This is a genomic window from Roseivirga sp. BDSF3-8 (genome assembly GCF_041449215.1).
In the GTDB taxonomy this organism is placed as follows: Bacteria; Bacteroidota; Bacteroidia; order Cytophagales; family Cyclobacteriaceae; genus JBGNFV01.
This window is the reverse complement of the sequence record NZ_JBGNFV010000001.1, coordinates 1,947,780-1,973,011: the sequence shown is the minus strand read 5'-3', so window position 1 is coordinate 1,973,011 and position 25,232 is coordinate 1,947,780. Positions and strand designations below refer to the sequence as shown.

Sequence of the window (25,232 nt, the reverse complement as noted above, 5' to 3'; positions counted from 1 at the left end):
GTTTTGGTTGGAAGACCAATTACTATACCGGCAAACTTAGTGTGATCCAGCTAGTTCTTATGCTACTACCCTTCGCATATTATCTAATCATGCACGTTTATGAAAATTTTAATTACAGGAGCCAATGGGTACATCGGCCGCCGCTTATTACCATTATTGGTAAAGCAGGGCCATGAAGTGGTATGCGGAGTCCGGGATAAGCGCCGGATAGACCTTGAGGAAAGTATAGAAGAGAATATCACCTATTTCGAGGGCGATTTCCTGAAAAAGGAGTCCCTGTCCGGCTTCCCTGAGGATATTGATGTGGCCTTTTATCTCATCCACAGCATGGGGCACTCCCATAAAGACTTTAAGAAAATGGAGCAGGATGCGGCCACCAACTTTGTGGAATGCCTGGAAAGCTCGTCCTGCAAGCAGGTGATTTATCTAAGTGGCATTGTGAATGATGAGGAGCTTTCCACCCATCTGCAGAGCCGCAAACGTGTAGAGGATATTCTCAAAAACAGTTCTATACCCTCCACCATCCTGCGTGCGGCCATTATTATAGGAAGCGGTAGTGCCAGTTTTGAGATAATCCGTGATCTGGTGGAAAAGCTCCCTGTCATGATTGCTCCCCGCTGGCTTAAAACCAAATGCCAGCCTATCGCTGTACGAAACGTCATGCAATACCTGTGCGGGGTAATTATGCAGGAACAAGCCTTCAACAAAATATTTGACATTGGCGGACCAGATGTACTTACCTACAAGGAGATGCTCATGCGTTTTGCAAAGGTCCGTAAGTTCAAAAGATTTATTATTTCCGTTCCTGTGCTGAGTCCCAAGATTTCCAGCCTCTGGTTATATTTTGTTACCTCAACCTCCTTTAACCTAGCCCGGTCCCTGGTAGAGAGTATGCGTAATGAGGTAGTGGTACAGAATGAGGGCATCCGCGAAATAGTGGATATTGAGCTTCTTAGTTACGAAGAGGCGGTAGAGCTGGCCTTCGACCGCATATCACAAAATGAAGTGCTATCCAGTTGGAAAGATGCCCTGGCAAGCAGTCGCATCGATATCAATCTGCTGGAATTTGTTCAGGTGCCAAAGTATGGTTGCTTTAAAGATGAAAGGTTTAAGTCCTTTGATAAACCTGTGGAACAGGTACTGCACAATGTGTGGAGCATAGGCGGAGATACCGGGTGGTATTACTGGGGCATGCTATGGAAGCTCAGGGGCCTTCTGGATCAGATGGTGGGCGGTGTCGGCCTGAGACGTGGACGGCGCAGCCCCTATAACCTGGTGCCAGGTGATGCCCTCGACTTCTGGCGTGTATTGGTAGCAGATAAGCGCGAGGGCAGGCTTTTGTTATATGCTGAAATGAAGCTGCCGGGCGAGGCCTGGCTCGAGTGGAAGGTGGGCAGGGATGATAATGGCGGCAATTGTCTCAAGCAAACGGCTACCTTCCGCCCCGAGGGACTTATGGGCCGCTTATACTGGTATTCGGTTTTTCCCTTTCATCACTTTATATTCGAAGGTATGCTCAGCCGAATCATTGAGCTGGAGGAGAAAAGTGAAAACGTACAAAAAGTTGACGCATGATATTGTAATTGCAGGAGGTGGCCTAGCCGGTCTTACCGCAGCTATCCTCCTGGCTAGAAAACAATACCGGGTACTACTTTGCGAACGTAAAAAGTACCCCTTCCACCGGGTTTGCGGAGAGTATGTCTCTAATGAGGTACTCCCCTTTCTTAAAAAAAACGACCTCTTTCCTGCCACTTTCAACCCTCCTGCTGTCAGGAGTTTCCTGCTTACCGGAACTAACGGACAAAAGCTTACACTACCACTCGACCTCGGTGGTTTTGGCATAAGCCGCTACGCCTTCGACCACTATCTTTTTCAAAAAGCAAGAGAGGCAGGCGCAGAGATATGCGAGAATTGTGAGGTATCCGATATATCATTTCAGAAAAACACCTTTACCATTTCTACCAGTGAAGGAGTGGAGTATACTGCACCAGTGGTTATCGGGGCATACGGAAAACAAGCCCGCCTCGACAGACAACTTGACCGGGATTTCACTGAAAAGGAAAACGACTATGTTGGCATCAAGTACCATGTGACAGGCGATTTTAAAAAGGATGAGGTGGCCTTGCATAATTTTCGTGGAGGGTACTGCGGCATTAGTGCCATAGAAGAAGGTAAGTTTAATTTATGCTACCTCGTTCGCAGGACAGTACTGCGTGAATACGGCTCACCGGGCGATTTGGAAGAAGCCATACTGAGGCAAAATCCCTACCTTGACGATATCTTTACCGAAGCCTCCCATTTGTTTGAAAAACCTATGGTGATCAGCAATTTTGGGTTTTATCCCCGGACTGCCGTGCAAAATCATGTCCTCATGACCGGAGATGCCGCCGGCCTTATCACCCCCCTTTGCGGTAATGGCATGGCAATGGCCATTCATGCGGCCAAAATAGCGGCTGACACAATTTCGAGGCACATGCCTGCAGGTACTACCGGAAATCGCGAAGCACTGGAAAAAGAATATGTAAGCCACTGGAACAGCAGCTTTCGTACCCGTCTGGCAGTGGGGCGAAAAGTTCAGCAGGTATTCGGACACCCCGTAGTTTCCGGTCTCGCCGTTAGGGTAGCAGGTGCCTTTACCCCCCTTGCCCGGTCACTCATGAAGAGAACCCACGGGCGACCCTTTCAATAAATTGTCAGTACAAGAAAAAAAACATTCAGGCAAAATGCCGACAATAGATTTAATCGCATGGTGCGTCTGTAAGTAACTGCACCTGGGTCGTTACGTACCGCCATGTACCAGCCCAGAAAATACATGAGTACAGGCAGCATGGCAAACTGAAACAGCCAGGCAAACATCGGGTCACGATAATTAATAAAGTACCATACGAAACCCGCATCGGCAAAGGCAAAAAAAACAGCCGTAAAATGGAAGGTGCCTGGCACCCCTAGTTTTCGACTGATGGTTTCATCCCCCCTGCGGCCGTCCTCATCATGTTGGTAAATTTGCGTCATCGGATAACTACCCAGCAACAATATGCTCGAAAGCAGTGCAGGTACGTATATCTCCGGGGTGGACAAAGCAGATACACCCTCTCCCGTAAGGCCCGCATACACCATTAAGACAGTAAATGCCCCCTGAAAAATACCTGCCGCAAGCCAGCCGGTCACAGGCATCTTTTTAAGCCTTACCGCCGGGTGGCTATAAGCTTTACTCACAAGCCCGTAAATAAAAGCCATAAGCACAAAAAGCTTCCCGAGAAGAAGGCCCAATAGTAAGGCCGCCACATCAAGCAGGATAGACACCCAATAGAGCTCCTTTTTTACCTTAGGAGGCTTTTCCAGGCCGCCGATACTGTCCTCGTCTTTATCAAAATAGCTGTTATACCCATTACTCGCAGGGTATAGTAAAAAGTGCAGGATAAAGAAAACTAGGCCAATCCTGTAGGGATCATAACGAAATACCAGGCTCAGGGCCAGTAAAAAGACTGGCAACAGAAAAAAAGAAAAGGGTAACCGAAGATGTAGCCAGGTAGAGCGAGAGATCATATGGTTCAAATAAAATGTGTGCCAGGTAAATTTTAGCCGTGTGATGTCCGAAAACAGCCTACGCCTAATTGGAATAAAAAATAAAACCTATTAGATAATCACAGGTTATGTAAATCCAATTTTCTCCGGTATATTAACTATAATATGCTGTAAAAATAGCTAATTTTTTAATCGATTCTCCCTTCTATGGATGTACACATTTCTTCCATCGGTACGGCCGTACCGGACCATAAATTTAAACAACAGGAAATACTGGACTTCATGGTGGAGGCACACGATCTGCAAGGGAGAGATGCCACCAGGCTAAAAGCCTTGTACCGGGCCAGTGGCATTAACTATCGGCATTCCGTTATACCAGACTACGGCAGTAACGACCGGTCTTCCTTTGCATTTTACCCCAGCTCATCAGACCTGGAGCCATTTCCTCCCACCAGTTTGCGAATGGCATGGTACAAAAAACATGCGCTTCCCTTGAGCATCAAAGCAATAAATGATTGCCTTACCCCCTCCATGGGAGTAAAGGCCTCTGACATAAGCCACCTTATCACCATTAGTTGTACGGGTTTCTACGCACCCGGCCTCGACATTGAGCTTGTGGAAAAGCTCGGTATGAATTCCAGTGTAGAAAGAACAAGTGTACAATTTATGGGGTGCTATGCCGCGTTTAATGGCCTTAAGTTAGCTCGCCAGATTTGCCGTGCAGAGCCTCAGGCTAAAGTGTTGGTGGTATGTACCGAACTATGCACCCTTCATTTTCAAAAAAAGAACCACCCGGACAATTTTCTGGCTAATGCCCTTTTTGCCGATGGGTCGGCTGCTGCCCTCATTCAGGCAGAAGAGGAAAAAGGCCTTCGCATGGAAGCCTTCTATTCAGACCTCTACAGTCAGGGAAAGCAGGATATGGCATGGAATGTAGGAGATCACGGCTTTCACATGCGCCTCAGCGAGTACGTCCCTGAGCTTATCCGTGAAGGTATTGGCAAGCTCACCCGCAGACTGCTCGAGCGGGCAAGCGTAGAAATGAGTGATGTGGATGCACTCGCCGTTCATCCCGGGGGAAAGTCCATATTACACGCAGTGGAAAAAGCCCTGCGTATCGGTCGCGAAAAGAATACCTACGCTCATCAGGTCCTCGCTGAGTACGGTAATATGTCCAGCGCTACTGTACTGTTTGTCCTCAAAAAACTGATGGAAGATAGACGTACCAATCCATCTACTATACTAAGCTTTGCTTTCGGCCCCGGGTTAACGCTTGAAAGCGGTCTGTTTACCGCCCTGCCCTCAGGAGAAAGTAAATTTACCCTTCAAACATCCCTGGCAGATGAGCAACCGGTTTAGCCAGCGCTCCTACGAAAGGGAAATAATGGATGACCTCGACAGTGGTGGCCAGGAGATGGCCGTTACTCTCCGCGAACTCGAGGTCATCAACCGTAACCTCGGAGGAAATGCCGTTTCTATTTCCGGATTGAACAAACTAGTCAAGGGAAAAGCCCCTGGTCGGTTGCTTCATATTGCAGACATTGGATGTGGAGGAGGTGATATGCTGGTGAAAATGGCCAGGTGGGGGCGTAGCAAAGGTATTAAGCTCCAACTGACCGGCGTGGACGCTAACCCACACATCATAAGTATGGCAGAAGAAAACACCTCAGAATATCCGGAGATTGACTACCGGGTTATTGACATCTTCTCCGAGGAATACCGGCAAAGCCGGTTCGACATAGTCAACTGTAGCCTCTTCACACATCACTTCACCAATGAAGAGCTTACGCAGATGTTTCGTACCATGTACGAGCAGTCTGCCCTGGGGTTTATCATCAATGACCTTCACCGCCATTGGTTTGCCTATCACAGCATCAAAATACTTACGAGGCTGTTTTCCAACTCCCCCATGGTACAAAATGATGCCCCCCTGAGCGTGCTCAGGGCCTTTAGCCGCTCAGACCTCGAAACTTTAATGAACGCCAGCGGCATTCATTCCTATGATCTCGGGTGGTACTGGGCCTTCCGTTGGCAGCTCATCGCCAGGCATTAGTCTTCCACCCACTGCACCTTCTCCTCCAGCGGCCCGCGTTTGCCATCCGGCCACTTTTCACCCGGCATGCCTACGTATAAGAATCCAAGGAGTTGGTCCTCTTCTTCAAGTGAAAAGTGCTCCTTTGCTTCCGGCAGGTATGTCATCCCTCCCGAGCTCCAGTAGCATCCTACACCGTATGCCGTGGCCGTCAGGTACATATTCTGAACCGCGCACGCCGTTGCCTCTACCTCTTCTATTGCCGGTATCTTACCTTTAGCATCACGTTTCATTATGATAGCAATGATGTGCGACGCCAGTAAAGGCTTTGTCTTCAACTTTTCGTATTTCTTCTCTTCGAATTTTCCTTGCTTTTCAGCACTTACTTTATAAGTAGCCGCCTGCAGGTCGGTAAATGTCCTGATCCCCTCTCCTGAAAACACCACAAAGCGCCAGGGCTCCGTCTTCCCATGAGTAGGGGCCCAATTCGCATTTTCCAGCATCTGCTCGATTATTTTGCGGTCCACCTTTTCCCCGCTGTACATTTTCGGGTAGATAGAGCGTCTGTTTCTGATAAGCTTGTTTACCTCTTCAGTATTAAAATTCATGAATTAGCTATCGTTCCTGTGATGTTCTAAAATAAGAAAGCGTCAACCCTGCATAAAAAGTCCGGTCAGGGGCTGGCTGAAAGTACCGGCCCCCAAATGCATTCAGGTCATTACCCAGGCTAAAGGTTCTATTCAGTGCATTATCCGACCCGCCAAATACATCCAGCCGAAGCCTGTTACCCACTATACCTTTCCATCCGGCTTTCACTCTCACCATATGCACCCGGTCACTATATACCGTATTCCCATCGTCCAGCGGAATAGGAGCCGTATTCGTATAGCCCCCGTTCAGATAAAAGCCTTTCTGAATAGTAAGGTCCGTCAAAAAAGTAAGCCGGTGAGGGGCTGCGCCCGGCAGGCGGTTGCCGCTAAAATCCGTTTCATTTTTTACGTAATCTTCAAATCGAAAGTTATACCCCGTATAGCTTGCCTGTATCATCCACCCCTTTATCCAATACAAAGCCTTGAATCGTTTAATGTATTGGATGAGTCCTTCTACCCCATACTGGTCTGTACTGCCCGCATTATCGAAAAGCACCACCCCGGAGGAGGCAGTGCGCGTGACTATAGTTTCCTTTTGCCTCAGATAGAAGCCTGAGACATCTACGCTGAGCCCTTCTGCTATGTAGCCCCTCACGCCTACTTCGGTGTTGATACCTTTCTCCGCCTCCAGGCTACGGTCTATCGACCCTTCATTAGTGCGGAATTCATCCAGGGTAGGAGGGGAAAACCCATAACTCACACTTGCATGGCTGTACAGCCTGTCTGTCAGCCGGTAACTTACGGCCACCCTGGGAGACCAGACATCAGCAAAATCGCGGTTCACTGTATAGCTCGTATCTCCCGCCGCGTCTAATATCCGGTAGAGGCTGTAGCTAAGGTTATTCACACTTACTCCCGCCGACACCTCCAGTCTTGGCCATGTATAACCGGCACTTAAAAACGCCAACCAGCTTTTATTAGCAATTTCGTCATCAAACCGAAGTGTATCCGGCTGACCATTCACATTTCCCAGGTTCCGGGCAGAGATGATCTCCTTTTGATACTCACCTCCTCCGGACAGAGTAAAGCCCCCCCAGGTTTTACGGGCAGTGCCTCGGCCCCCACCGGCCACCTGGTGTTCACGTTTGTAGTCTGTTATAAAAGGGTGGTTAAAAAAACTACCGTATCCGTAGATTCCCACATGGGTCTCTACACCACTTTCCCAGACCTTTTCGTGGCGTACGCCACCCCATGCAGCCTCAAGGCCTATCGAGGCATTTTGCTCCTCGCTACCCGGCCGCCCCTGCCTGCGGTCTTCATCATTTTGTGCCCGGGTCAGTCCTCCTGGTATTTCATAAAACAGGTCACTGTAAAGCAGGTCTACATAGAGCGATTCCTTCTCACCAGTAGAGAACCTTCCCTGGTAAAAGACAGACTCCCTTTCCAGCGCATTATGGTCACGGTACCCGTCACTCTGCTGCCTGGCAAAAGCTACCGAATGGCTGTGAAGGCTATCCGTTACCCTCCCCTGCAGACTGAACTTTTGCATCCCGTAGGATCCAGTCTGCGCTATCACCGACAGGAACGGACCATCTTCATGTATACCCTCCAGCCTGATCACACCACCCAGGCCAGCGCCGAAGCGACTACCCGAAGGGCCCTTCAGAATCTCCACAGACCCCATCAGCGCCGGGTCTATCAGGTTTAGAGGCGTATTGCCATTAGCCTCTGTAAAAGGCAGTCCATTCAGATACACCTTCACATTTCGAACACCGAAGGGAGACCTGAGCAGCGTGCCCCGTATGGCTACACGGTAACTTCCTGCAGCCCGCTCCTCCAGCCGCACCCCCGGCACATAATTGACCGCCGGTAATAAAGTCTGCGTTTGAAACCGCTCTATGTCCTGTGAGGTTAGCCCCACAACTGGCCCCTCCGTACCCAGAAGCGCTCTTCTATCCCCGAATCCGTAAACCTCTACCTCCTGTAGGCCGTAAGTTTTAGTTTCCAGAAATATCACATCGGGTAGCTTTCCTGTGAGGACCTCCGTAGAATAGGCAGTATGGGTCACAAGTAGACTTTTATCCTCAGTATACCCTTCCGGTATAGCCGCCTGACCATAGGCATCACTAATTTCAGCACGGGCACTGGCTATTATACGTATTACCACCCCTTCTACAGGCTTACCCGTTTCGGAATCCCTTATGAGAATTGTCTGTCCATATACTTCAGGGACCATGTAAATACAGATGGTCAATAGGACAACCACCCACTTTGAGACTATAGACATGCGTGTATTAGTAAAAAGTATACCGGCTTTTATGCCCGCCGGATTCGTAATGACAATTAATTTTTAACTTAAAGGTTTTTAATCAGAATCTAACCCATGCTGAAAAAGAACCTTATTGTCATGGTGAGTGCTCTCCTCGCCTCCTTTCCCCTTGTAGCACAGAAAACTGCCTACGAAAAAAGCGGTAAAACAGAAACCGCGACCTATCAAGAGGTTATTGCCTGGTATAAATCACTGGCCGCAGAGCATTCCCAGGTAAAATTAATGGAAATGGGAGAAACCGATAGTGGAAAACCGCTTCATCTGGTTCTTTTTTCGACTGAAGGAGAGTTTAATGTGTCTGAACTGAAAGAGAAAGGCTACATTACTATGCTTGTCAATAATGGCATACACCCTGGTGAGCCAGATGGCATTGATGCCAGCATGATGTTAATAAGAGACCTGCTCAAAGATAAGCGAAAGCAAAAGGAACTGGATAAAGTGCTGTTGGGGATTATTCCCCTATATAATATCGGAGGCGCGCTCAATCGTATGGAGCATACCCGGGTTAACCAAAATGGCCCCGTAGCCAAAGGTTTTAGAGGGAATGCCCGTAACCTGGATCTGAACCGGGATTTTATAAAGGCAGATAGTAAAAATGCCCGCACCTTCGCCAAAATTTTTCAATACCTTGACCCTGAGCTTTTCCTGGATAATCATGTCAGTAATGGAGCAGATTACCAGCATGTGATGACATTGCTCACCACCCAGCACAATAAGCTCGGCGGTAACCTCGGCAGCTACCTGCAATCTCAATTGGAGCCCTCCCTTTATGCCTATATGGAAAAAGCCGGCTTCCCAATGGTGCCCTATGTAAATGTATGGGGGACTACACCCGAGAAAGGCTGGAACCAGTTCTATGATTCGCCCCGCTATAGCAGTGGATACGCTACCCTGTTTCAATCCATTGGCTTTACCGCCGAGACTCACATGCTCAAGCCCTACCACAGTCGCGTGGAGGCTACCTATGCACTCATGGAAAGCATGCTTCAGGCCGCGGCAAAAGATCGTGAACTTATACTTTCTCATAGAGAAAAAGACAGAGAAATGGTCAGGAAACAAGAAGAGTTTCCCCTCAACTGGGAGCACGATACCACCGCCTACCGCCAAATCACCCTTAAAGGATATGAGTGGGAAATGCAGGAGAGTGAAGTGTCTGGTCTTCAGCGGTTATATTACGACCGGCAAAAGCCATTTACAGCCAAAGTACCTTTCTATGACACCTACCGGCCTAAAGATGTAGTGGAAAAACCTCAAGCCTATATCATACCTCCGGGCTGGTATGAGGTCGCCGAGCTGCTTAAAATAAATGAGGTAGAGATGACACAGCTAGACCAGGACTCTACTATAGAGGTAGAGCTATACCATATAGCCCACTATAAGACCATGCAGAGGCCTTATGAAAATCACTACTCTCACTACGATACACAAGTAGAAAAGACTGTTAAAAGACTATCCATCCCCGCTGGTAGCTGGATTGTACCTACCGGCACAGACACCGACCGCTATGTGGTGGAAGTACTTGAACCTGCAGGACGCGATTCTTTCTTTAACTGGAACTATTTCGATGCCATTCTTCAGCAAAAAGAAGGCTTTAGTGCCTATGTTTTCGAAGACCTCGCAGCCCGTTACCTCGCTGAAGACCCCGGGTTGAGAAAAGCGCTGCAGCAAAAACAACAGGAAGATGAAGCCTTTGCCCAAAACCCTTATGCCCAGCTTCAGTTCATTTTTGAGCGCACCCCTTACTTTGAAAAGGCCTATTTGCGCTACCCCATTTACAGGGTTAATTAGAATATAAAACAGAAGACGACATGAATCTTAAACAAGCTAAAGTATTATTGACAGGAGGAAGCCTTGGTATTGGAAAAGCCACAGCTAAAATGCTTGTGGATGCCGGTGCTAAAGTAGTTATTACCGGCCGAAATGAAGATCGTCTGAAAGAAGCTGCTGAGGAGACCGGCGCCCAATACGTCGTGGCCGATGTGTCGCAGCCTGAAGAGGTAAAGCATACATACCAACAAACTACCCAGCTCATGGGGGGGCTGGATGTGCTGATAAACAATGCTGGTATTGGAGGAGGCTTTTCTCCGCTTTCTGAAGTAACAGCCGATGATTTTTTAAGCGTTTATTCTGTAAACGTTATGGGAGTTGCTATGATGAGTCAGCTAGCGGCAGAGATCTTCAAAAAGCAGGGGCACGGAAGCATCATTAATATTGGCTCCACCGCTGGCACGAAAGGCTTTGAAAGAGGTACGGTGTACGCCAGCAGCAAGTTTGCACTCAGGGGGATGACCCAATGCTGGCAGGCAGAGCTGCGTAAGCACAATATTCGTGTTATGCTGATAAACCCCAGCGAGGTAACAACCGCTTTTGGAAACAAAGACAGAGAGGAGCGTGACGAGGAAGCCAATAAGCTAAGGAGTCGTGAGATTGCCCACGCAATTACATCAGCCCTTCAAATGGACGATCGGGGATTTATTCCTGAGCTGGCCGTCTGGGCCACTAATCCGTGGAAGTAACGTTCACTACCTCTTTTCCGAAAGAGTAAGCAGCTTTTTATGTAAGTCTAATACCTGGGGGATCACTGCATCCCCCTTGTCATTTTTAATGACAAAGTTTGACTGAAGCTCCTTCTCTTGGGCCGGCATCTGCCTTTCAATAATGCTTCTTATCTGTGCCTGGCTGCGGTGCTGGTCACGCATGAGGGTACGTTCCACCCGCTCCTTTTCACTGGCACTCACGGTAATAATCTTATCCAGTTGGTGGTAAGAGCCGCTTTCAAAAAGCAGGGCAGCTACTTTTAATACATAAGGAGCGCCTTCATTAGCCATATGCCATTCGGCAAAATCCTCACCTATCCTGGGATGTACCAGTCCGTTCAGAACAGCCAGCCGCTCCTCATCACCAAATACCTTTTCGGCAAGATAAGGCCTGTTAGGCTCCCCGTTTTCAAGGTAGGCGTCCTTTCCAAAGGCGTCTGTTACAGACTGCTTTAGTACAGTGTCATGAGTCAGCAGGTACTTTGCCCTGTCATCTGCCTCATATACTGGTACTCCCAATACGGCAAATACCTTTGCCACTACGGACTTACCCGCGCCTATACCCCCTGTGAGGCCTACTTTTAACGGACCCTTATTGCTCGTCATTTGTCACCGGACGTTTTAATACTTTGATACGTACACTATCCATAATCACACCCAGAACCTTATCGGGTACATAGACTATTTCCGGCAGAATTGTACTGTCGCGTTTCATTTTGCGATAGTCCGCTACTATTTGAAGGTTATCCGGCTTAAGCATACTTACCTGTTCTTCATAAACCAGTATAGTCACCTCTGCAATCGTGTCACTCAGCATCAGCCCGTCATCCGGGAAGAATATCGGGTCTATAGTTACCTGGCCGCTAACCTCCTGCAGTTTCTTAATGCCAAACTTCATAGTAATGTAAGGCGGATCCACACGGCTGTGAGGCGCGTTTTCCGGCTCTACATTAAATTCTTCGAAAAAATCCTGGTCAATGTCTTTTGGCTCAACACTAATCCAAACGGTATCAGGCAAAGAATCCACCTCAGACTGTGGGCCGATAAATTCTACCGAATCAGGAGTGAGCACTACCGGTGTATTCCGGCGGTAATTTTTCCTTATGTAGATAGCCATAGTGTCTACCATGACCGGCACCTTTTTTCTAATGCGTCTTTCTACATTCAGGTACAAGGTGTCCTGAAACACTGCGTTTACTTCCACCTCTTCCATATGATCCCGGAAGCTGCCCAGTAAGCTTCTTCCCAAGAGGTATTTTTGTTCAGTAGGATTAGTGACAGTAATCACAAGTGGCTGGATATCAAACCAGAAGGTGCGTCTAAGCAAATTCCACCCTCCACCGGTAACACTTATAGGTACCCGTTGGGGGAGTTCTTCCATCACTACTATATTGCTGTCTGCCAGCTCAAACTGTACAGGGTAGCTTATCTGTGCAGTATGGCTTTCGTTCAATGCACTAAAAAGCCAAAAGGTAGTGGCTGCTATAAAGCATAATACCACTACCTTCCAGTTGGTGCTGCCTCTGTTACGTCTTGTATAAGAGACAGATAAATTATTTAGGATGCGTTTTACTCTGTTCACAAAGTAAGCCTAGTCCTTTTCTTTTTTTACGGGCTTTTCAGAAGCTTTACGGCTGTTCTCAAAAGAAACCGCCGTTTTCTCAATAGTCATTTTGTAACCACGATCCACTTCAATAGTAATAGTCTCATTGTCTACTGAGAATACCTTACCATGGATACCACCAATAGTAACTACACTATCACCTTTTTTTATCTGGTCTACAAAAGTCCTTTGATCTTTTTGTTTCTTCTGCTGTGGGCGGATCATAAAGAAGTAAAATATGATCGCCATACCACCAAGAAGGAACAACGTCTGCATGGCGTCACCGCCTGCTGCCTGTAAAAACATTCTATTTTATTTAAAAGCGTGTCGTAATCGAATAACCATTACTGGCTAACAGGGCCATTAGTTTTAGGCAGTACATTCGCCTTAATACGAAGCACATTCTTTTCAGGATATGTATTCGCAGTAATGGTAATAGTTTTAGACTGCTGGTTAGGCTTACCGGTACTGTTGAAACGAGCAGTTATCTCGCCAGTCTCACCAGGGGCGATAGGGTCTTTAGGCCATGAAGGCACCGTACAACCGCAAGATGCAGCCGCATTACTGATTACCAGGGGCTTTTCACCAGTATTAGTAAAACTAAACGTATGCTCCACAACGTCGCCTTCGTTAATAGTACCAAAGTCATGGCTTTCTTCAGCAAACTTGATTTCAGGAAGAGGGCCTTCAGGCTTCTCCTTTTCCATATTGCTTACCTGTTGCACAGGTGGCATTTCGTTTGTGGCTGTCATTCCACCGTTTTCTACTTTCGCTACCCGCTCTTCCAGGTCGGCAACCCTCTTTTCAAGTTCGGCGTCCGCACAGCTGGTCAGTATGATTACGGGCATCGATACAGCTAGAATTCTAAGAAGATTTTTTCTCATGATGCTCAATAATTTTTTGATCTATCCTATAACACAGAATCCGCCAAAAATATCAAATTTTACGCGAAATTTTTAATGATATTTTGGGTAAATTCTTTAGTGGATGCACTTCCGCCTAAATCTCCGGTACGCAGGTTAGGATTTTTTAAAGTTTCCATAAGTGCATTATTGATTTTCGTGGCATGATCCCTCTCTCCAAGGTAATCCAGCATCATGATAGCAGATCTTAAAAGAGCAGTAGGGTTAGCGAGGTTTTTACCCGCTATGTCAGGGGCAGTTCCGTGAACGGCTTCAAATATAGCAATATCATCGCCGATGTTCGCTCCCGATACCACACCCAGTCCACCGACCAGGCCGGCACCAAGATCGCTCAGAATATCGCCGAATAGGTTAGTAGCTACCACTACTTCAAATTGCTCTGGGCGAAGCACCATCTGCATACACATATTGTCGATGATCTTGTCATCCAGTGCGATGTCAGGAAACTCTCCACTTACTTTTTTGCCTGCCTCCAGGAACAGACGACCCGCATTTTTCAGAATGTTGGCCTTGTGGACCACAGTTACCTTGCTACGCTTATTATCACGGGCGTACTGGAAGGCCGCACGTACAATGCGCTCACATCCTTTACGGGTAATACGGGCTATACTGTCGCTTATCTCCAGTCTTTCATCGTAAAACTCTAAGCCACTATATAGTCCTTCCGTATTTTCACGGAAAAGAACCAGGTTCACATTGTCGAACTTGCTGTCCAGTCCGGGAGTAGTAGAACAAGGCCTTACGTTTTGGTACAGGTCAAACATCTGCCTCAGCTGCACATTTACGCTCTTAAAACCATGGCCTACGGGGGTGGTAATCGGCCCTTTGAGTGCAACCTTATTGCGCTCGATGCTCTCAACGAGTGAGGCAGGGATGAGCTCGCCTTTTTCATTCAGCGCAGTCTGGCCGGCATTCTCCTCTTCCCATTCAACGGGCACACCTGCTTCTTTGAATATCGTTTTTATTGAGGCGGTTATTTCTGGTCCTATACCGTCTCCTTCTATCAGGGTAACCTTCTTCATCAATCTAAAACTCCTGTGAACTTATATAAATTACGCTTATTTCTGCTCTCTGATCTGACCGATAAGGTCATCAACGTCTTCCAGTAACTTTTCAGCTTTTACTTTAGCGTCGCTGATTACTTTCTGGCTTTCTGATTTTGCTGCAGAATCGGGCAGGTTTTTCGTTTCGACGAGGTCTTCAAGAAGGTCCTCAAGTCTCTCACGGTAGCGGGCCAGCCTGTAAGTAAGGCGGTCGCGGGTATTACTTCCTTTATCAGGGGCAAACAAAATGCCGATCACCGTTCCGGCAGCAGCACCTGCAATAGCGCCTAGTATGGTGCTCGTAGTCTTATTCATTTCGGTGTAGTTATTTGTTATCAATTAAACCTCTGCCGCTCTTCCGGATAGCACCGGAATCCGACAGTTCCTGAGCCAGTACATCCAGAATGCCGTTAATAAACTGCTTGCTTTTGGGGGTACTGTACATTTTACTGATCTCAATATATTCATTTATGGTAACTTTTACGGGAATACTGTGAAACTGCAGCATCTCGCAAAGGCCCATTTTAAGTATGATCTGATCAGTGGCGGCCATCCGGTCTATGTCCCAGTTCTTTGCCTTAGCAGCGATCGTCTCTTCATACTCCCTTTCGTTAGATAACGTAAGGCTGTACAAGTCCTTATAGAACTCCTTATCATCTTCCCAGTTATTACTTAGGTTGATGAGAATGAGTCGATTGCCTTCCTCAGCATCTTTACCTGGTTCAGCAGACTTGATTGTCTTCACCACCATGCTCTTCAGGGCAGCCCTGTCCTCTTCCCAGCTCAAATCCTGCTCTTCCATAAATTTACTTATGGGCTCAGATTTGAAAACCAGGTTTTTCACAATGTGGTTTACTATTTTTTTATCCTCTTCAAGGCTCGGGTGATCCTGCTTGATGTATTCGCGATACTTTTCATCCTTTAGAAGAATTTCCTTATACCACACCCGCACCTCATCACGGTTCTCAGCCCATCCTATATTATTCTTAATAAGGAGCTGTTTAAGGGCCGGATCCTCTTCCAGCGCATTTACTACCTTATTATGGTAAAGGTTTAGGTTAGCTGCGGCAGTCGCTCTGCTCGATTGAAGGTGGCGGCTCTTTTTTCCCTCTTCCAGCTTATGGGCCTGTTCAGCCAAAGCAGGAATTAGTGAAAGTAACAGGAGGTATATATCGTATATCGCTTCAGTTTCTGCCACCATATTCTTCTTATGAAACTCCCTGTCCTTGCGTACCTGGTTGCGGTACCAGTTTATGGAGTTAGTGACTGCTTTGCGAATCTCATCATCCTGTTCGCTGTCAAAATCTACCGACTCACTCGAGAAGTTTTTCGAGAAAATTTGCTTTGCACGGGTAGCTTTTTCACGCAGCTTGGCCTTGTCCTGAATAATCATCGAGTTCAGGTCGGGCGCAAAGGTATCGTCTATGAGCTCTTTGGCTAGCTCAAAATTAGAGGCCTCACTTTGTTTGAAGGAATAAATGGCCTGCATAGCCTTTATTCGTAACGATCGTCTGTTAAGCATTAGGCAAGTTCAAGATCTGAAAGAACGTGTGCAAAATTATAAAAAATAAGGCCGGCATTTAAGTGCCGGCCTATATTTATCATTCTTTCTATAGGGTTTGTTTAAGCTTCCCTATTTCATCTATGCGTTTTTGGGCGTAGCTCATCGCTGCCTCTTGCGGAGTAACCCCATCATGGCGGGCCCTGTCCAGGATTTCCAGTGTCGTATAATAAATATTTTCCGCCTGCTGGTAAGCAAGTTCGCGCTTGTAAGCACCAAGGTGCTCAGCATATACATTGATAAGACCTCCGGCGTTAATCACAAAATCCGGCGCATATACTATGCCCCTTTCTATAAGCATGCGGCCGTGCGTCAGCTCATCTTTAAGCTGGTTATTGGCCGCACCGGCTACTACCTGGCATTTCAGGCGCGGAATCGTATTGTCATTAAGAGTAGCGCCAAGAGCACAGGGAGCATAAATGTCCAGATCCAGGTCATAGATCTCGTCCATGCCTACCACACGCGCATTATGTTCTTTACCGATCTGTTCCAGGCGTTCCTCGTTTATGTCGGTAATGAATATCTCAGCCCCTTCCTGGGCCAGTTTTTCAACAAGGTAGCCACCAACCTGGCCTACACCCTGGACGCCGATCTTTTTACCCGATAGGCTGTCATTGCCATAAGCCTTCTTTGCAGCCGCCTTCATGCCCACGTACGTACCATAAGCAGTAACAGGTGAAGGGTCCCCGCCGCCGCCGCGGTACTCAGGCAGGCCAGTCACATGCTTCGTTTCCATGGCTACATACTCCATGTCACGGGTTTTCATGTTTACGTCCTCTGCCGTGATGTATTTACCATTCAGGCTATCCACAAACTTTCCGAAGCGGCGAAGAAAAGCTTCTGACTTCTGAGTTTTGGCATCGCCGATGATGACCGCCTTACCGCCACCCAGGTTCAGTCCTGATACAGCTGCCTTAAAGGTCATGCCCCTAGATAGCCGTAATACATCTGTAATCGCATCGGCGTCAGACGTATAATGCCACATCCGGGTGCCGCCCAGGGCGGGTCCGAGGGTGGTGTTGTGAACGGCTATAATGGCCTTGAGACCAGTGGCCTCATCATGACAAAAGACCACCTGCTCATGTCCGAGCTTATTTATTTCCGTAAAAATAGAGGTCTCTTGTTCCATTGTCGTTTCTTTATATTCAACCATGGTGCTTATGTTGTTAGGAGAAGAGAATGACCTTTATGCAAAGGTTTGAACACAGTTAAATGCCACAATAATATGGTAAAACAGGCTTGAATTCAAAGAAATAATCCATTCATTAGCCGCGTAGATCGTACATTTTATAAACGCTTTGTTATTCTTTTGTTAATTTTTTGGTGACCGAATTTACTTTTATTATACATTTTCAGATCAAAATAATATAAAACTTTGCGACTTCAGTCATTAGAATTGACGTTATTGTCACCCCGTATAACCTATTGGCATTACCTGCCGTTATTAAAGCCGGCACATCAGATTAGACTAGAAGGCGTTGAAGGAGCTAAGTTACCTCAATAAGTATTTTATCAAGTACAAGCATTTCCTCCTGTTGGGAGTTCTGTTTGTTACTATATCAAACATATTTCAGATCATTCCTGCACTCATCGTTAGGTATTCTTTCGACATGATCCGTGAGAATTATGATCTTTATAATGCTTTCCGCAGCCTTCCGCTGCAGGATAACATACTCGACCTGTTCAAGTCCAGTATTCTAATTTACGCACTTATTATCTTTGGTATAGCTTTATTGCGTGGCGTTTTTCTCTTTCTGGTACGGCAGACCCTCATTGTTATGTCCCGGCACATTGAGTATGATCTCAAAAATGAGATATACGCCCACTACCAGGCCCTGCCACTATCCTTTTACAGGAAAAATAATACCGGAGACCTCATGGCAAGAATCTCCGAAGACGTAAGCCGTGTCCGTATGTACCTGGGGCCGGCCATCATGTATGGGCTTAACCTGGTAACCCTGTTTCTGCTTATCATCCCACACATGTATCTCATCAGCCCAAAGCTAACCCTCTGGTCACTGGTGCCCCTTCCGCTGCTCTCGGTATCCATATATTTTGTAAACAACATCATTAATAAGCGTTCCGAAGAAATTCAGCGGAGCCTCTCCGGCTTATCCACCTTCGTGCAGGAAGCTTTTAGCGGCATACGTGTCATTAAGGCTTTTACCCGGGAAAATAACAGCGCTGAAGATTTTGATAAAAAGAGCAACGAGTATAAACATAAGTCTCTGCGTCTCACTTTTGTAGACTCCCTGTTTTTTCCCCTTATCATGAGCCTCATCGGCCTCAGTGTTATTCTTACAGTATTCATTGGTGGCTCAGAAGTCATCGACGGAAGCCTTAGCGTGGGCAATATTGCCGAGTTCATCATCTACGTCAATCTACTTACCTGGCCCGTTACGAGTGTGGGGTGGGTGACCTCAATTGTACAGCGAGCAGCCGCCAGCCAGAAGAGGATAAATGAGTTCATGAATACACCTAACCCCATTGTTTCATCCGAAAACCTTGATACACAAGTTGAGGGCGACATTAAATTTCAGGAGGTAACATTCACTTATCCGGATTCAGGCATCGTGGCCCTTCGAAACGTCAGTTTCCATATTTCTCCGGGCAAGTCATTAGCCATTATCGGAACCACCGGTTCTGGTAAAAGCACCATAGCCAACCTGATATGCCGTCTTTACGATACCACCGAAGGGCACATTAAAATAGATGATACCCCCATACACGCCTTTAGCCTCAAAAGTCTGCGCCATCAGATAGGGTACGTGCCTCAGGATGTATTCCTTTTCAGTGACACTATAGAAAACAATATAGCCTTTGGTGTGGATGAACTAACCAGAGATCAGGTAGTCCAGGCAGCCAAAGATGCAGACCTGTATGGTCAGATAGACTCTTTCCCCAAAGGATTTGATACCCGGATTGGAGAAAGGGGTATTACCCTTTCAGGTGGCCAGAAGCAACGCCTCTCCATCGCCAGAGCGATTGCAGGCGATCCAAGACTGCTTATTCTTGATGATGCTCTCTCTGCAGTAGATACCAAAACAGAAAATACAATCCTCAACAGCATGAAGCGAATTATGCAGGGGCGTACATCGATCATCATTTCTCACAGAGTATCCTCTGCCAAGCTCGCAGATAAGATCATTGTGCTCGATGATGGTGTGATAGTGGAAGAGGGTACTGAGGCTGAACTGCTGGAAGCAAATGGTGCCTACCGCGAGCTTTACGATAAACAAATGCAAGCCGACCTGATAGACTAGCCGACATCGGTTTAGTGTACCTCCCGGTGATCAGGCCGGATCAACTTACCTAATACATACCCTGCAAAAAAGCCTGCCACCCCCGTAATTATCATGGCGGGTAGTGCAATGTGAAAATCAGTTATCGTCAGATTAGTGCCTGACAACAAAGCTACCAACCAGATCACCGTAAATACAACCCCGAAAATAGTAAAGGACATAAGGTTACCAGCCAGCGATAACCAAAGTAATCTGCTGCCCGACACATCCGTGGATTTTATCCCATAAAATGCTCCCATAAGAAAAAAAATAGTCAGGCCCAGCAATGTGCCGAATGATAAAGTAGGGGCTAAGCTTATCAGTGTCATAGTTTTAAGTAAGAAGCTTGTAATTTTTCTTCCTTTCAGAAAGATATAAAGAGCTAAGCGGGTGCTTTTTTCAGCACTATTATATATCTTTTGGTTTATACTCCATAATCCAAAATGAGTTTTACGTACATCGTCCTGTTTCTGATCTTCGTTGCCGACATAGTGTGGGTTGTCATACACATTATTCGGGCCACAAGAAATAATCATGACGGCGAGGACGACGAAGGCGGTATTCTCGGTGATTTTGACCCTGTTCTGGATTTGCCACCCGGCATCACCCTCCCCGAAGACGGGCCCTCATCCGGTGAGCCTGTTCCCACCCATAAAGAAGACGTTCCGGTATACGCATAAGCCTTAATTTTAATAAACATTAAGGCTAAACACCTGTTTAATAATACAGGTAATCTTTTTGAAACGGATAAAATTTTTTGAATTAATATGGACAAGCTTAGAGGACATAAGGAGTATGAAGGTAATCCCGTAGGATTATCCGAATCTACTGCTACTAAAATCGCTGAGGAGCTAGACAGACATTTATCAACCTTCTTACTGTTATATCAGCAGTATCACAAACATCACTGGATGGTGGAAGGACCCCAGTTTCGTGACCTTCACTTATTTTTCGAAGACAATTACGATCAGATTCACGAGGCCTATGATGCCATTGCTGAGCGATTGACTGTAATGGGTTTTGCCCCTACATGTCACCCCGCAAATATGGTGAAGCTATCGTACATCGAACATGAAGAAGAAGGGGTATTCCGCATTCGCGATATGCTGACCAGAGACATGGACGCCGAACGTACCATCGCCATTGAGCTCCGCAAAAGCATTAAGATAGCCTTCGAACTTGAAGATTATGCCACGAAGAAATTACTGGAGGGCATTCTGTTCGAAACAGAAGACCGCTGTCACCATATCGAGCACTTCCTGGGTGAAGACTCAGTTTCTGTTGGCCTGATAGCCAAACCAAACGGACTACTCGAGCAAGACTAAAACGTAATTGTTTTGATACATAAGCCTGGCCAATCTTGGCCGGGCTTTTTTATTTTTTAGTTGTTTTACTAAACCAGCCCATTGGTACTTCCACAGCTCTTACAAGACCTGATTTAGCTTGCGTCGTCACCCTACTTACCGCATCCACACCAGACTGAAAGGTCTGCGCACCTGCGCGTTTGGCCGATGTCATAATGGCATTGATTACTGAACCTGATACAGAAAGCACCAATTTTCGTAACATGCCTGAGGCTTCAGAAAAGGCAGACCTGCGGGCCTGAGCAGGAGTAAGCGTATGAACCGCCCCACAGAACCGGCTCGTGATCACCCCTACCCTTAGCGTCAGAAAAGCATTCACAGTTCCCTCCATAAGGGAGTCTGTAATAATGTGAGTGATAGAACCTACGAAAGGGATGGACCTGCCTGCAGTATTTTTCACCATGCTCCTTATTACCGGCTCTATTTGTTCCGTTATATCCATCTCTTCTATACTCACTGCAAAAAGACTCGCAGCCCCTACATTCCCATATAAATGTAACAGATCTTTAAGAGAAGGCCTTTGATAGTATAGCCTCGCTATCTGATAAACCATTTTGGTCTGTGTCGCAAATACCGTCAGTGCATCCAGCTTGCCATTCTGTGAGATGGCCGTGGTAACAAATACACTTTTGGCAGTCTGATCTATAATTTCCCGGGCTCGGGCATCCAGGATAGACAGCGCCTCCTCAAGCTGAGTAATATCCGTAAGCTGATACCCCTGCTCCTTCAGGTGCTTATTTCGTTTTAGTCGTTGAAAAAGCTGCATACGGTACCCATCAAACTCCTCTTCCGTATCAGGAGGCACTAACGCAGAAGGAAGGGTAAAATATAAATAGACTGGTACCAGAAAAAGTCCGAGTATAAGTAGCGCTGCTGCAGTAACCACTACTATCGCAAAAACCGGCCCCACATCTCTGGCTATGAGATATAATTGACTTAACTGATTGAATACAAATATCAGAAATACCACAAGGAATAAGAGCGTAAGGTACCTGACGAAAGTAAAAATGGTCTTTTTCATGCTACTTCTTATATGGTTGTAGTTGAGGCTTTTCCCAGCCTCCTAACCGGTATAGGTTTATTTTTTCTGCTTACAACTCAGTATGAAAATCTTTTAGATTACTCCCTAAAATTACACGTAGTTTTTCTTCAAATAGTTCAGCTTACGGTTTCTATCTTTCTAGAAGATAGAGCGTTGGTCTAATAGTATTTTATTTAGTCAAAAAATATCATACCCTGAATAGTATTAGAAGACAGTTGAACCAAAAAGTAATTCTGATGGGTGTTACTTGCAATGATTAAAATCATTCAACTAGTGTAGTATGAAAATTTATTCTGACAAAAACATTAATGTTTATTACGACGCTGAGACGCCGTGCATTCACCTTTCGGTAGAAGGCTTTGTAAAAAGTGAAGCTTTCAGAAAAATGGCTGATGAAGCGCTCAATCAGTGGGAGGTGAAAAGAAAAAATCATGATAACCTGCTATGGCTGGCCGATAGCCGTGGTCTTGGAGCATTATCCAAAGAAGACCTTGACTGGCTGGATAACAACTGGAACCCCAGGGCTGCCGCTAAAGGCATGGATACAATGGCCTTTATCGTGCCTAAAAGTGCTTTTGGTGAGATGACTGTAAAAAGCTACACCACTGCTATAGAAAGTGGCAACACAAATGCCGAGATACACACCCAAATGTTTGACTCGGTGGAAAGTGCCAAAAAGTGGTTCATGGAAAGAGATGCAGCAATCGTATAAGGAATTATTACCTCTGCAAAAAAAGAAAACCTGCTGTTAGGCAGGTTTTTTTATTTTCTTACGTTCTTCAACTAACTGCCGGAATTTAACCTTGTCCGCAGGCCTGCCAAACATAATGTTCCAGGCTTCTTTCGGGCTGCGTACACTACCCAGGTCACGAACAATATCCACCCATTCGTGAAATACGAGGTAAACAGGATTATAGCTGTTAACAGGCTCAGTAATTCCGTATTCCGGCTTTTCCTCCTCAGCCTGAAAAGTGCCAAACATCCTGTCCCATATGATCAGTGTAGATCCATAGTTCTTGTCCAGGTACTTCTCATTACGGGCATGATGTACCCTGTGATGGCTTGGCGTCGTAAATATGTATTCAATAACCGGATGCAGCTTACCTATATATTCCGTATGGATCCAGAACTGGTAAAGTACCTCTATCTGATGGCAAATGAAAAAAACCACCGGATGAAACCCCATAAGGGCAACCGGAAGGAAGAAAATCAGCTTTATATGTTGAGTCCATGACAGCCTGAAAGACACTGCAAAGTTGTAATTTTCAGAGCTGTGATGCGTCACATGAGTAGCCCACCACATGCGCTGCTCATGAGCTACCCTGTGAGCCCAGTAGCGGCAGAAGTCTATCGCAATAAGGCAAAGGGGAAATGACCACCACGTAAACGGAATTCGCAGAGGCGATAAATTATAGAAAAATAAAACGATGGCAAATGTACTGAACTTTAGCAGGGCGCTAATGCCTACATTTACCAAACCTATAGCTGATGCAGAAAAGAACTCCTTAGTGACATACGTTTTATGGTTCTTGCGAAAGCTGATAAACCATTCGAGCATGACCAATGCGAACATAACAGGAGCAGCGTATATAATTACCTCAGGGAGGTCCATTTGCCTTAGCTGTTCTAAGGTTATTTTTTCTGTTTGCATAAAATAATCTGTCTGCTATTTGGGCGAATAAGCCGGAAAATACGGCAATTATGTGTGGCTAAAAAGCTTTTGCCTTTTTAATGTCTTAAAGGGCAAATTTAAACGGGAAAAATAAAAAATCCCTGTCAACAGCGCTCACTTTTTACCAAATTTATAACAGGTAACTATCTGTACTTCATAAGCTTCATCCCATAACTCATTAAGAATGAAAACAATTCGGATAAACTTTATAAATAAAGACGGGCATGAGCTGAGCGGCCGGTTAGAAATGCCGGTAAACGGACAGCCAGACGCTTATGCAGTGTTTGCTCACTGTTTCACATGTAATAAAAATTTTAAAGCCGTTACGAATATTTGCCGAAGCCTCACCCAGCAAAAAATTGCCGTTCTTCGGTTCGATTTTACCGGTTTAGGTAATAGTGAAGGGAACTTCGCTGATACCACCTTCTCTGGAAATACTGAAGACCTGGTGTCAGCAGCCACCTATCTGCAGGACCATTATGAAGCTCCACAGCTCCTGATAGGCCACAGCCTTGGTGGCGCAGCCGTTCTCGTAGCAGCTGCCCGCCTGGACTCCGTAAAGGCCCTTGTCACTATAGGCGCCCCATCTGATCCTGAGCATGTAACCCGGCTAATAGGTAAGGAAAAGGATAAGATATTGCAAGAAGGAGCCGCCAGAGTAAGCATAGCAGGCCGTCACTTTAGTATAAAAAAGCAATTTCTGGATGATCTGGAGGAATACCGGATGAAAGATAGGATAAGAAAGCTCGGGAAGGCTCTGCTCATCATGCATTCACCCCAGGACCGCGTGGTCGAAATAGTTAATGCTGAGAAAATCTACAATTACTCCATGCACCCGAAAAGCTTTATCTCCCTCGATGGGGCAGACCACTTACTTAGTGATGAACAGGATAGCCGTTACGCAGGGTATGTGCTGGCTGCATGGGCATTACGCTACCTGGAGCCGAAAACGCCAGAAGATCTGGAAACCGATAGTCAGACAGTAACAAGTACAGGAAATGAAGGCTTCCTTACAGAAATACAGTCAGACCAACATTCTTTTATGGCTGATGAGCCTGTAAGTGTGGGAGGAACTGACCTCGGGCCTACCCCTTATGACCTGCTTACCGCATCCCTCGGCGCCTGCACCGGCATGACTCTGCGCATGTATGCCGACAGGAAGGGGCTCAACCTGGAAGAAGTGCGTGTTCATGTACAGCATGCTCACAAGCATGCGGATGACTGTACCGAATGCCAAAAGCCCGGCAGCCGGATAGATCAGATTACAAGAAAAATCGAACTTATTGGGGAGTTGAATGAGGAGGAAAAGAAAAAATTATTGGAAATTGCGGATAAATGCCCTGTTCACAGAACAATGTCATCCCAGACCACCATTCACACAGAGCTTATAAAATAAAAAAAGTACCGGGATACATATCCCGGTACTTAAAACAGATCATCTTACAAAAGAAAAATAAAACTAATAACTAATAACTGGTTGAAAAAGCGGGGAAAACACCTAAACCCCATTTTTTCGTTCTGCTTGATTCAAAGGTCGGAAAAATCGCCTTCCTGGCAAGGGAAACTTTAACAGGCAATGAAACACTGGATAACCCCCCGAAAATAACATGTCCATTTTGGTGGCATCTCCTCCCAAATTGTATAAACACCCTCTATTCATGTTAAAACTGCATTTTATTCCATATATGCATGCCTATTTATCAGACAGGGGGTGAGATTTGTAACATGAG

At 46.2% G+C, this 25,232-nt stretch carries 25 protein-coding genes; 11 read left to right on the top strand and 14 right to left on the bottom strand.

What is annotated here, in order from left to right; genetic code table 11:
• The first annotated feature begins 99 nt into the window (after window positions 1–99).
• Both AB9P05_RS07975 and AB9P05_RS07970 read left to right on the top strand, forming a co-directional pair.
• Window positions 100–1,575, top strand: coding sequence for an SDR family oxidoreductase (locus AB9P05_RS07975; protein WP_371908293.1), 1,476 nt, complete (start codon window positions 100–102; stop codon window positions 1,573–1,575).
• The gene (locus AB9P05_RS07970) at window positions 1,547–2,689 is read left to right on the top strand and encodes an NAD(P)/FAD-dependent oxidoreductase (protein WP_371908292.1); all 1,143 of its coding nucleotides are present in this window, start codon (window positions 1,547–1,549) and stop codon (window positions 2,687–2,689) included. Before AB9P05_RS07975 ends, AB9P05_RS07970 begins: the two co-directional genes overlap by 29 nt.
• On the opposite strand, the gene AB9P05_RS07965 is transcribed toward AB9P05_RS07970, so the two are convergent.
• The gene (locus tag AB9P05_RS07965) at window positions 2,683–3,546 is read right to left on the bottom strand and encodes a UbiA family prenyltransferase (protein WP_371908291.1); all 864 of its coding nucleotides are present in this window, start codon (window positions 3,544–3,546) and stop codon (window positions 2,683–2,685) included. The two genes, AB9P05_RS07970 and AB9P05_RS07965, sit on opposite strands and share 7 nt — an antisense overlap.
• Before the next feature lie 186 nt (window positions 3,547–3,732).
• Between AB9P05_RS07965 and AB9P05_RS07960 the strand changes: the two genes are divergently transcribed.
• Window positions 3,733–4,884: a type III polyketide synthase gene (locus AB9P05_RS07960; RefSeq protein ID WP_371908290.1), complete on the top strand. Its 1,152-nt coding sequence runs from the start codon at window positions 3,733–3,735 to the stop codon at window positions 4,882–4,884.
• Entirely contained in the window at window positions 4,868–5,578 is a 711-nt protein-coding gene (locus AB9P05_RS07955) for a methyltransferase domain-containing protein (RefSeq protein WP_371908289.1), read from the top strand. The genes AB9P05_RS07960 and AB9P05_RS07955 overlap by 17 nt, the downstream gene beginning before the upstream one ends.
• Here the strand turns inward: AB9P05_RS07955 and AB9P05_RS07950 are convergent.
• Together AB9P05_RS07950 and AB9P05_RS07945 are read right to left on the bottom strand one after the other, a co-directional pair.
• A complete protein-coding gene (locus AB9P05_RS07950; RefSeq protein ID WP_371908288.1) occupies window positions 5,575–6,165 on the bottom strand; it encodes a nitroreductase in 591 nt (196 codons plus the stop codon). The two genes, AB9P05_RS07955 and AB9P05_RS07950, sit on opposite strands and share 4 nt — an antisense overlap.
• 7 nt (window positions 6,166–6,172) lie before the next feature.
• Window positions 6,173–8,434 carry a TonB-dependent receptor gene (locus tag AB9P05_RS07945; RefSeq protein ID WP_371908287.1) on the bottom strand — a complete coding sequence of 754 codons (2,262 nt, stop codon included), beginning with the start codon at window positions 8,432–8,434 and terminating at the stop codon, window positions 6,173–6,175.
• A gap of 96 nt (window positions 8,435–8,530) precedes the next feature.
• Here AB9P05_RS07945 and AB9P05_RS07940 point away from each other — a divergent pair, with 96 nt between their 5' ends.
• Window positions 8,531–10,264 (top strand): M14 family metallopeptidase, encoded by a 1,734-nt coding sequence (locus AB9P05_RS07940; protein ID WP_371908286.1) that lies wholly within the window; start codon window positions 8,531–8,533, stop codon window positions 10,262–10,264.
• Window positions 10,265–10,284: 20 nt separating this feature from the next.
• Window positions 10,285–10,992 (top strand): SDR family oxidoreductase, encoded by a 708-nt coding sequence (locus AB9P05_RS07935; protein ID WP_371908285.1) that lies wholly within the window; start codon window positions 10,285–10,287, stop codon window positions 10,990–10,992.
• 6 nt (window positions 10,993–10,998) lie between these two features.
• Here AB9P05_RS07935 and coaE read toward each other — a convergent pair whose 3' ends face one another.
• The 8 genes from coaE to AB9P05_RS07895 form a co-directional block, all read right to left on the bottom strand.
• Window positions 10,999–11,619, bottom strand: a complete 621-nt coding sequence (coaE, locus tag AB9P05_RS07930; protein ID WP_371908284.1) for a dephospho-CoA kinase — start codon at window positions 11,617–11,619, stop codon at window positions 10,999–11,001.
• On the bottom strand, window positions 11,606–12,595 hold the full coding sequence (locus AB9P05_RS07925) for a hypothetical protein (protein ID WP_371908283.1): 990 nt from the start codon (window positions 12,593–12,595) through the stop codon (window positions 11,606–11,608). The genes coaE and AB9P05_RS07925 overlap by 14 nt, the downstream gene beginning before the upstream one ends.
• 9 nt (window positions 12,596–12,604) lie before the next feature.
• Window positions 12,605–12,922, bottom strand: a complete 318-nt coding sequence (yajC, locus tag AB9P05_RS07920; RefSeq protein WP_371908282.1) for a preprotein translocase subunit YajC — start codon at window positions 12,920–12,922, stop codon at window positions 12,605–12,607.
• 38 nt (window positions 12,923–12,960) lie between these two features.
• Window positions 12,961–13,500, bottom strand: a complete 540-nt coding sequence (locus tag AB9P05_RS07915; RefSeq protein ID WP_371908281.1) for a DUF1573 domain-containing protein — start codon at window positions 13,498–13,500, stop codon at window positions 12,961–12,963.
• Between the two features lie 59 nt (window positions 13,501–13,559).
• Entirely contained in the window at window positions 13,560–14,561 is a 1,002-nt protein-coding gene (locus AB9P05_RS07910) for an isocitrate/isopropylmalate dehydrogenase family protein (protein WP_371908280.1), read from the bottom strand.
• A 36-nt stretch (window positions 14,562–14,597) separates the two neighbouring features.
• Window positions 14,598–14,897: a YtxH domain-containing protein gene (locus AB9P05_RS07905; protein ID WP_371908279.1), complete on the bottom strand. Its 300-nt coding sequence runs from the start codon at window positions 14,895–14,897 to the stop codon at window positions 14,598–14,600.
• Between the two features lie 10 nt (window positions 14,898–14,907).
• Entirely contained in the window at window positions 14,908–16,104 is a 1,197-nt protein-coding gene (gene nusB / locus AB9P05_RS07900) for a transcription antitermination factor NusB (protein ID WP_371908278.1), read from the bottom strand.
• An 88-nt stretch (window positions 16,105–16,192) separates the two neighbouring features.
• Entirely contained in the window at window positions 16,193–17,296 is a 1,104-nt protein-coding gene (locus AB9P05_RS07895; protein ID WP_371908277.1) for a Glu/Leu/Phe/Val dehydrogenase dimerization domain-containing protein, read from the bottom strand.
• Window positions 17,297–17,621: 325 nt separating this feature from the next.
• Between AB9P05_RS07895 and AB9P05_RS07890 the strand changes: the two genes are divergently transcribed.
• Window positions 17,622–19,406: an ABC transporter ATP-binding protein gene (locus tag AB9P05_RS07890; RefSeq protein ID WP_371908276.1), complete on the top strand. Its 1,785-nt coding sequence runs from the start codon at window positions 17,622–17,624 to the stop codon at window positions 19,404–19,406.
• An 11-nt stretch (window positions 19,407–19,417) separates the two neighbouring features.
• On the opposite strand, the gene AB9P05_RS07885 is transcribed toward AB9P05_RS07890, so the two are convergent.
• Window positions 19,418–19,684: a hypothetical protein gene (locus tag AB9P05_RS07885; RefSeq protein ID WP_371908275.1), complete on the bottom strand. Its 267-nt coding sequence runs from the start codon at window positions 19,682–19,684 to the stop codon at window positions 19,418–19,420.
• Between the two features lie 183 nt (window positions 19,685–19,867).
• Between AB9P05_RS07885 and AB9P05_RS07880 the strand changes: the two genes are divergently transcribed.
• Both AB9P05_RS07880 and AB9P05_RS07875 read left to right on the top strand, forming a co-directional pair.
• Complete coding sequence (locus AB9P05_RS07880) at window positions 19,868–20,104, top strand: hypothetical protein (RefSeq protein WP_371908274.1); 237 nt, start codon at window positions 19,868–19,870, stop codon at window positions 20,102–20,104.
• Window positions 20,105–20,191: 87 nt separating this feature from the next.
• Window positions 20,192–20,749: a Dps family protein gene (locus AB9P05_RS07875; RefSeq protein ID WP_371908273.1), complete on the top strand. Its 558-nt coding sequence runs from the start codon at window positions 20,192–20,194 to the stop codon at window positions 20,747–20,749.
• 49 nt (window positions 20,750–20,798) lie between these two features.
• Here AB9P05_RS07875 and AB9P05_RS07870 read toward each other — a convergent pair whose 3' ends face one another.
• The gene (locus tag AB9P05_RS07870) at window positions 20,799–21,809 is read right to left on the bottom strand and encodes a DUF697 domain-containing protein (protein ID WP_371908272.1); all 1,011 of its coding nucleotides are present in this window, start codon (window positions 21,807–21,809) and stop codon (window positions 20,799–20,801) included.
• 301 nt (window positions 21,810–22,110) lie between these two features.
• On the opposite strand from AB9P05_RS07870, the gene AB9P05_RS07865 reads away from it, so the two are divergent.
• On the top strand, window positions 22,111–22,542 hold the full coding sequence (locus AB9P05_RS07865; protein WP_371908271.1) for a hypothetical protein: 432 nt from the start codon (window positions 22,111–22,113) through the stop codon (window positions 22,540–22,542).
• A 36-nt stretch (window positions 22,543–22,578) separates the two neighbouring features.
• Here the strand turns inward: AB9P05_RS07865 and AB9P05_RS07860 are convergent, their stop codons facing one another.
• Window positions 22,579–23,481, bottom strand: a complete 903-nt coding sequence (locus AB9P05_RS07860; protein ID WP_371908270.1) for a sterol desaturase family protein — start codon at window positions 23,479–23,481, stop codon at window positions 22,579–22,581.
• A gap of 205 nt (window positions 23,482–23,686) precedes the next feature.
• On the opposite strand from AB9P05_RS07860, the gene AB9P05_RS07855 reads away from it, so the two are divergent.
• The gene (locus AB9P05_RS07855) at window positions 23,687–24,898 is read left to right on the top strand and encodes an alpha/beta fold hydrolase (protein ID WP_371908269.1); all 1,212 of its coding nucleotides are present in this window, start codon (window positions 23,687–23,689) and stop codon (window positions 24,896–24,898) included.
• Window positions 24,899–25,232: the final 334 nt, after the last annotated feature.

Excerpts from the sequence above, each read along its gene's own strand:
- AB9P05_RS07975 (WP_371908293.1), top strand. The coding sequence starts at position 100 with ATGAAAATTTTAATTACAGGAGCCAATGGGTACATCGGCCGCCGCTTA.
- AB9P05_RS07965 (WP_371908291.1), bottom strand. The coding sequence starts at position 3,546 with ATGATCTCTCGCTCTACCTGGCTACATCTTCGGTTACCCTTTTCTTTT.
- AB9P05_RS07960 (WP_371908290.1), top strand. The coding sequence starts at position 3,733 with ATGGATGTACACATTTCTTCCATCGGTACGGCCGTACCGGACCATAAA.
- AB9P05_RS07955 (WP_371908289.1), top strand. The coding sequence starts at position 4,868 with ATGAGCAACCGGTTTAGCCAGCGCTCCTACGAAAGGGAAATAATGGAT.
- AB9P05_RS07950 (WP_371908288.1), bottom strand. The coding sequence starts at position 6,165 with ATGAATTTTAATACTGAAGAGGTAAACAAGCTTATCAGAAACAGACGC.
- AB9P05_RS07945 (WP_371908287.1), bottom strand. The coding sequence starts at position 8,434 with ATGTCTATAGTCTCAAAGTGGGTGGTTGTCCTATTGACCATCTGTATT.
- AB9P05_RS07940 (WP_371908286.1), top strand. The coding sequence starts at position 8,531 with ATGCTGAAAAAGAACCTTATTGTCATGGTGAGTGCTCTCCTCGCCTCC.
- AB9P05_RS07935 (WP_371908285.1), top strand. The coding sequence starts at position 10,285 with ATGAATCTTAAACAAGCTAAAGTATTATTGACAGGAGGAAGCCTTGGT.
- coaE (WP_371908284.1), bottom strand. The coding sequence starts at position 11,619 with ATGACGAGCAATAAGGGTCCGTTAAAAGTAGGCCTCACAGGGGGTATA.
- yajC (WP_371908282.1), bottom strand. The coding sequence starts at position 12,922 with ATGTTTTTACAGGCAGCAGGCGGTGACGCCATGCAGACGTTGTTCCTT.
- AB9P05_RS07915 (WP_371908281.1), bottom strand. The coding sequence starts at position 13,500 with ATGAGAAAAAATCTTCTTAGAATTCTAGCTGTATCGATGCCCGTAATC.
- AB9P05_RS07910 (WP_371908280.1), bottom strand. The coding sequence starts at position 14,561 with ATGAAGAAGGTTACCCTGATAGAAGGAGACGGTATAGGACCAGAAATA.
- AB9P05_RS07905 (WP_371908279.1), bottom strand. The coding sequence starts at position 14,897 with ATGAATAAGACTACGAGCACCATACTAGGCGCTATTGCAGGTGCTGCT.
- nusB (WP_371908278.1), bottom strand. The coding sequence starts at position 16,104 with ATGCTTAACAGACGATCGTTACGAATAAAGGCTATGCAGGCCATTTAT.
- AB9P05_RS07895 (WP_371908277.1), bottom strand. The coding sequence starts at position 17,296 with ATGGTTGAATATAAAGAAACGACAATGGAACAAGAGACCTCTATTTTT.
- AB9P05_RS07885 (WP_371908275.1), bottom strand. The coding sequence starts at position 19,684 with ATGGGAGCATTTTATGGGATAAAATCCACGGATGTGTCGGGCAGCAGA.
- AB9P05_RS07880 (WP_371908274.1), top strand. The coding sequence starts at position 19,868 with ATGAGTTTTACGTACATCGTCCTGTTTCTGATCTTCGTTGCCGACATA.
- AB9P05_RS07875 (WP_371908273.1), top strand. The coding sequence starts at position 20,192 with ATGGACAAGCTTAGAGGACATAAGGAGTATGAAGGTAATCCCGTAGGA.
- AB9P05_RS07870 (WP_371908272.1), bottom strand. The coding sequence starts at position 21,809 with ATGAAAAAGACCATTTTTACTTTCGTCAGGTACCTTACGCTCTTATTC.
- AB9P05_RS07865 (WP_371908271.1), top strand. The coding sequence starts at position 22,111 with ATGAAAATTTATTCTGACAAAAACATTAATGTTTATTACGACGCTGAG.
- AB9P05_RS07860 (WP_371908270.1), bottom strand. The coding sequence starts at position 23,481 with ATGCAAACAGAAAAAATAACCTTAGAACAGCTAAGGCAAATGGACCTC.
- AB9P05_RS07855 (WP_371908269.1), top strand. The coding sequence starts at position 23,687 with ATGAAAACAATTCGGATAAACTTTATAAATAAAGACGGGCATGAGCTG.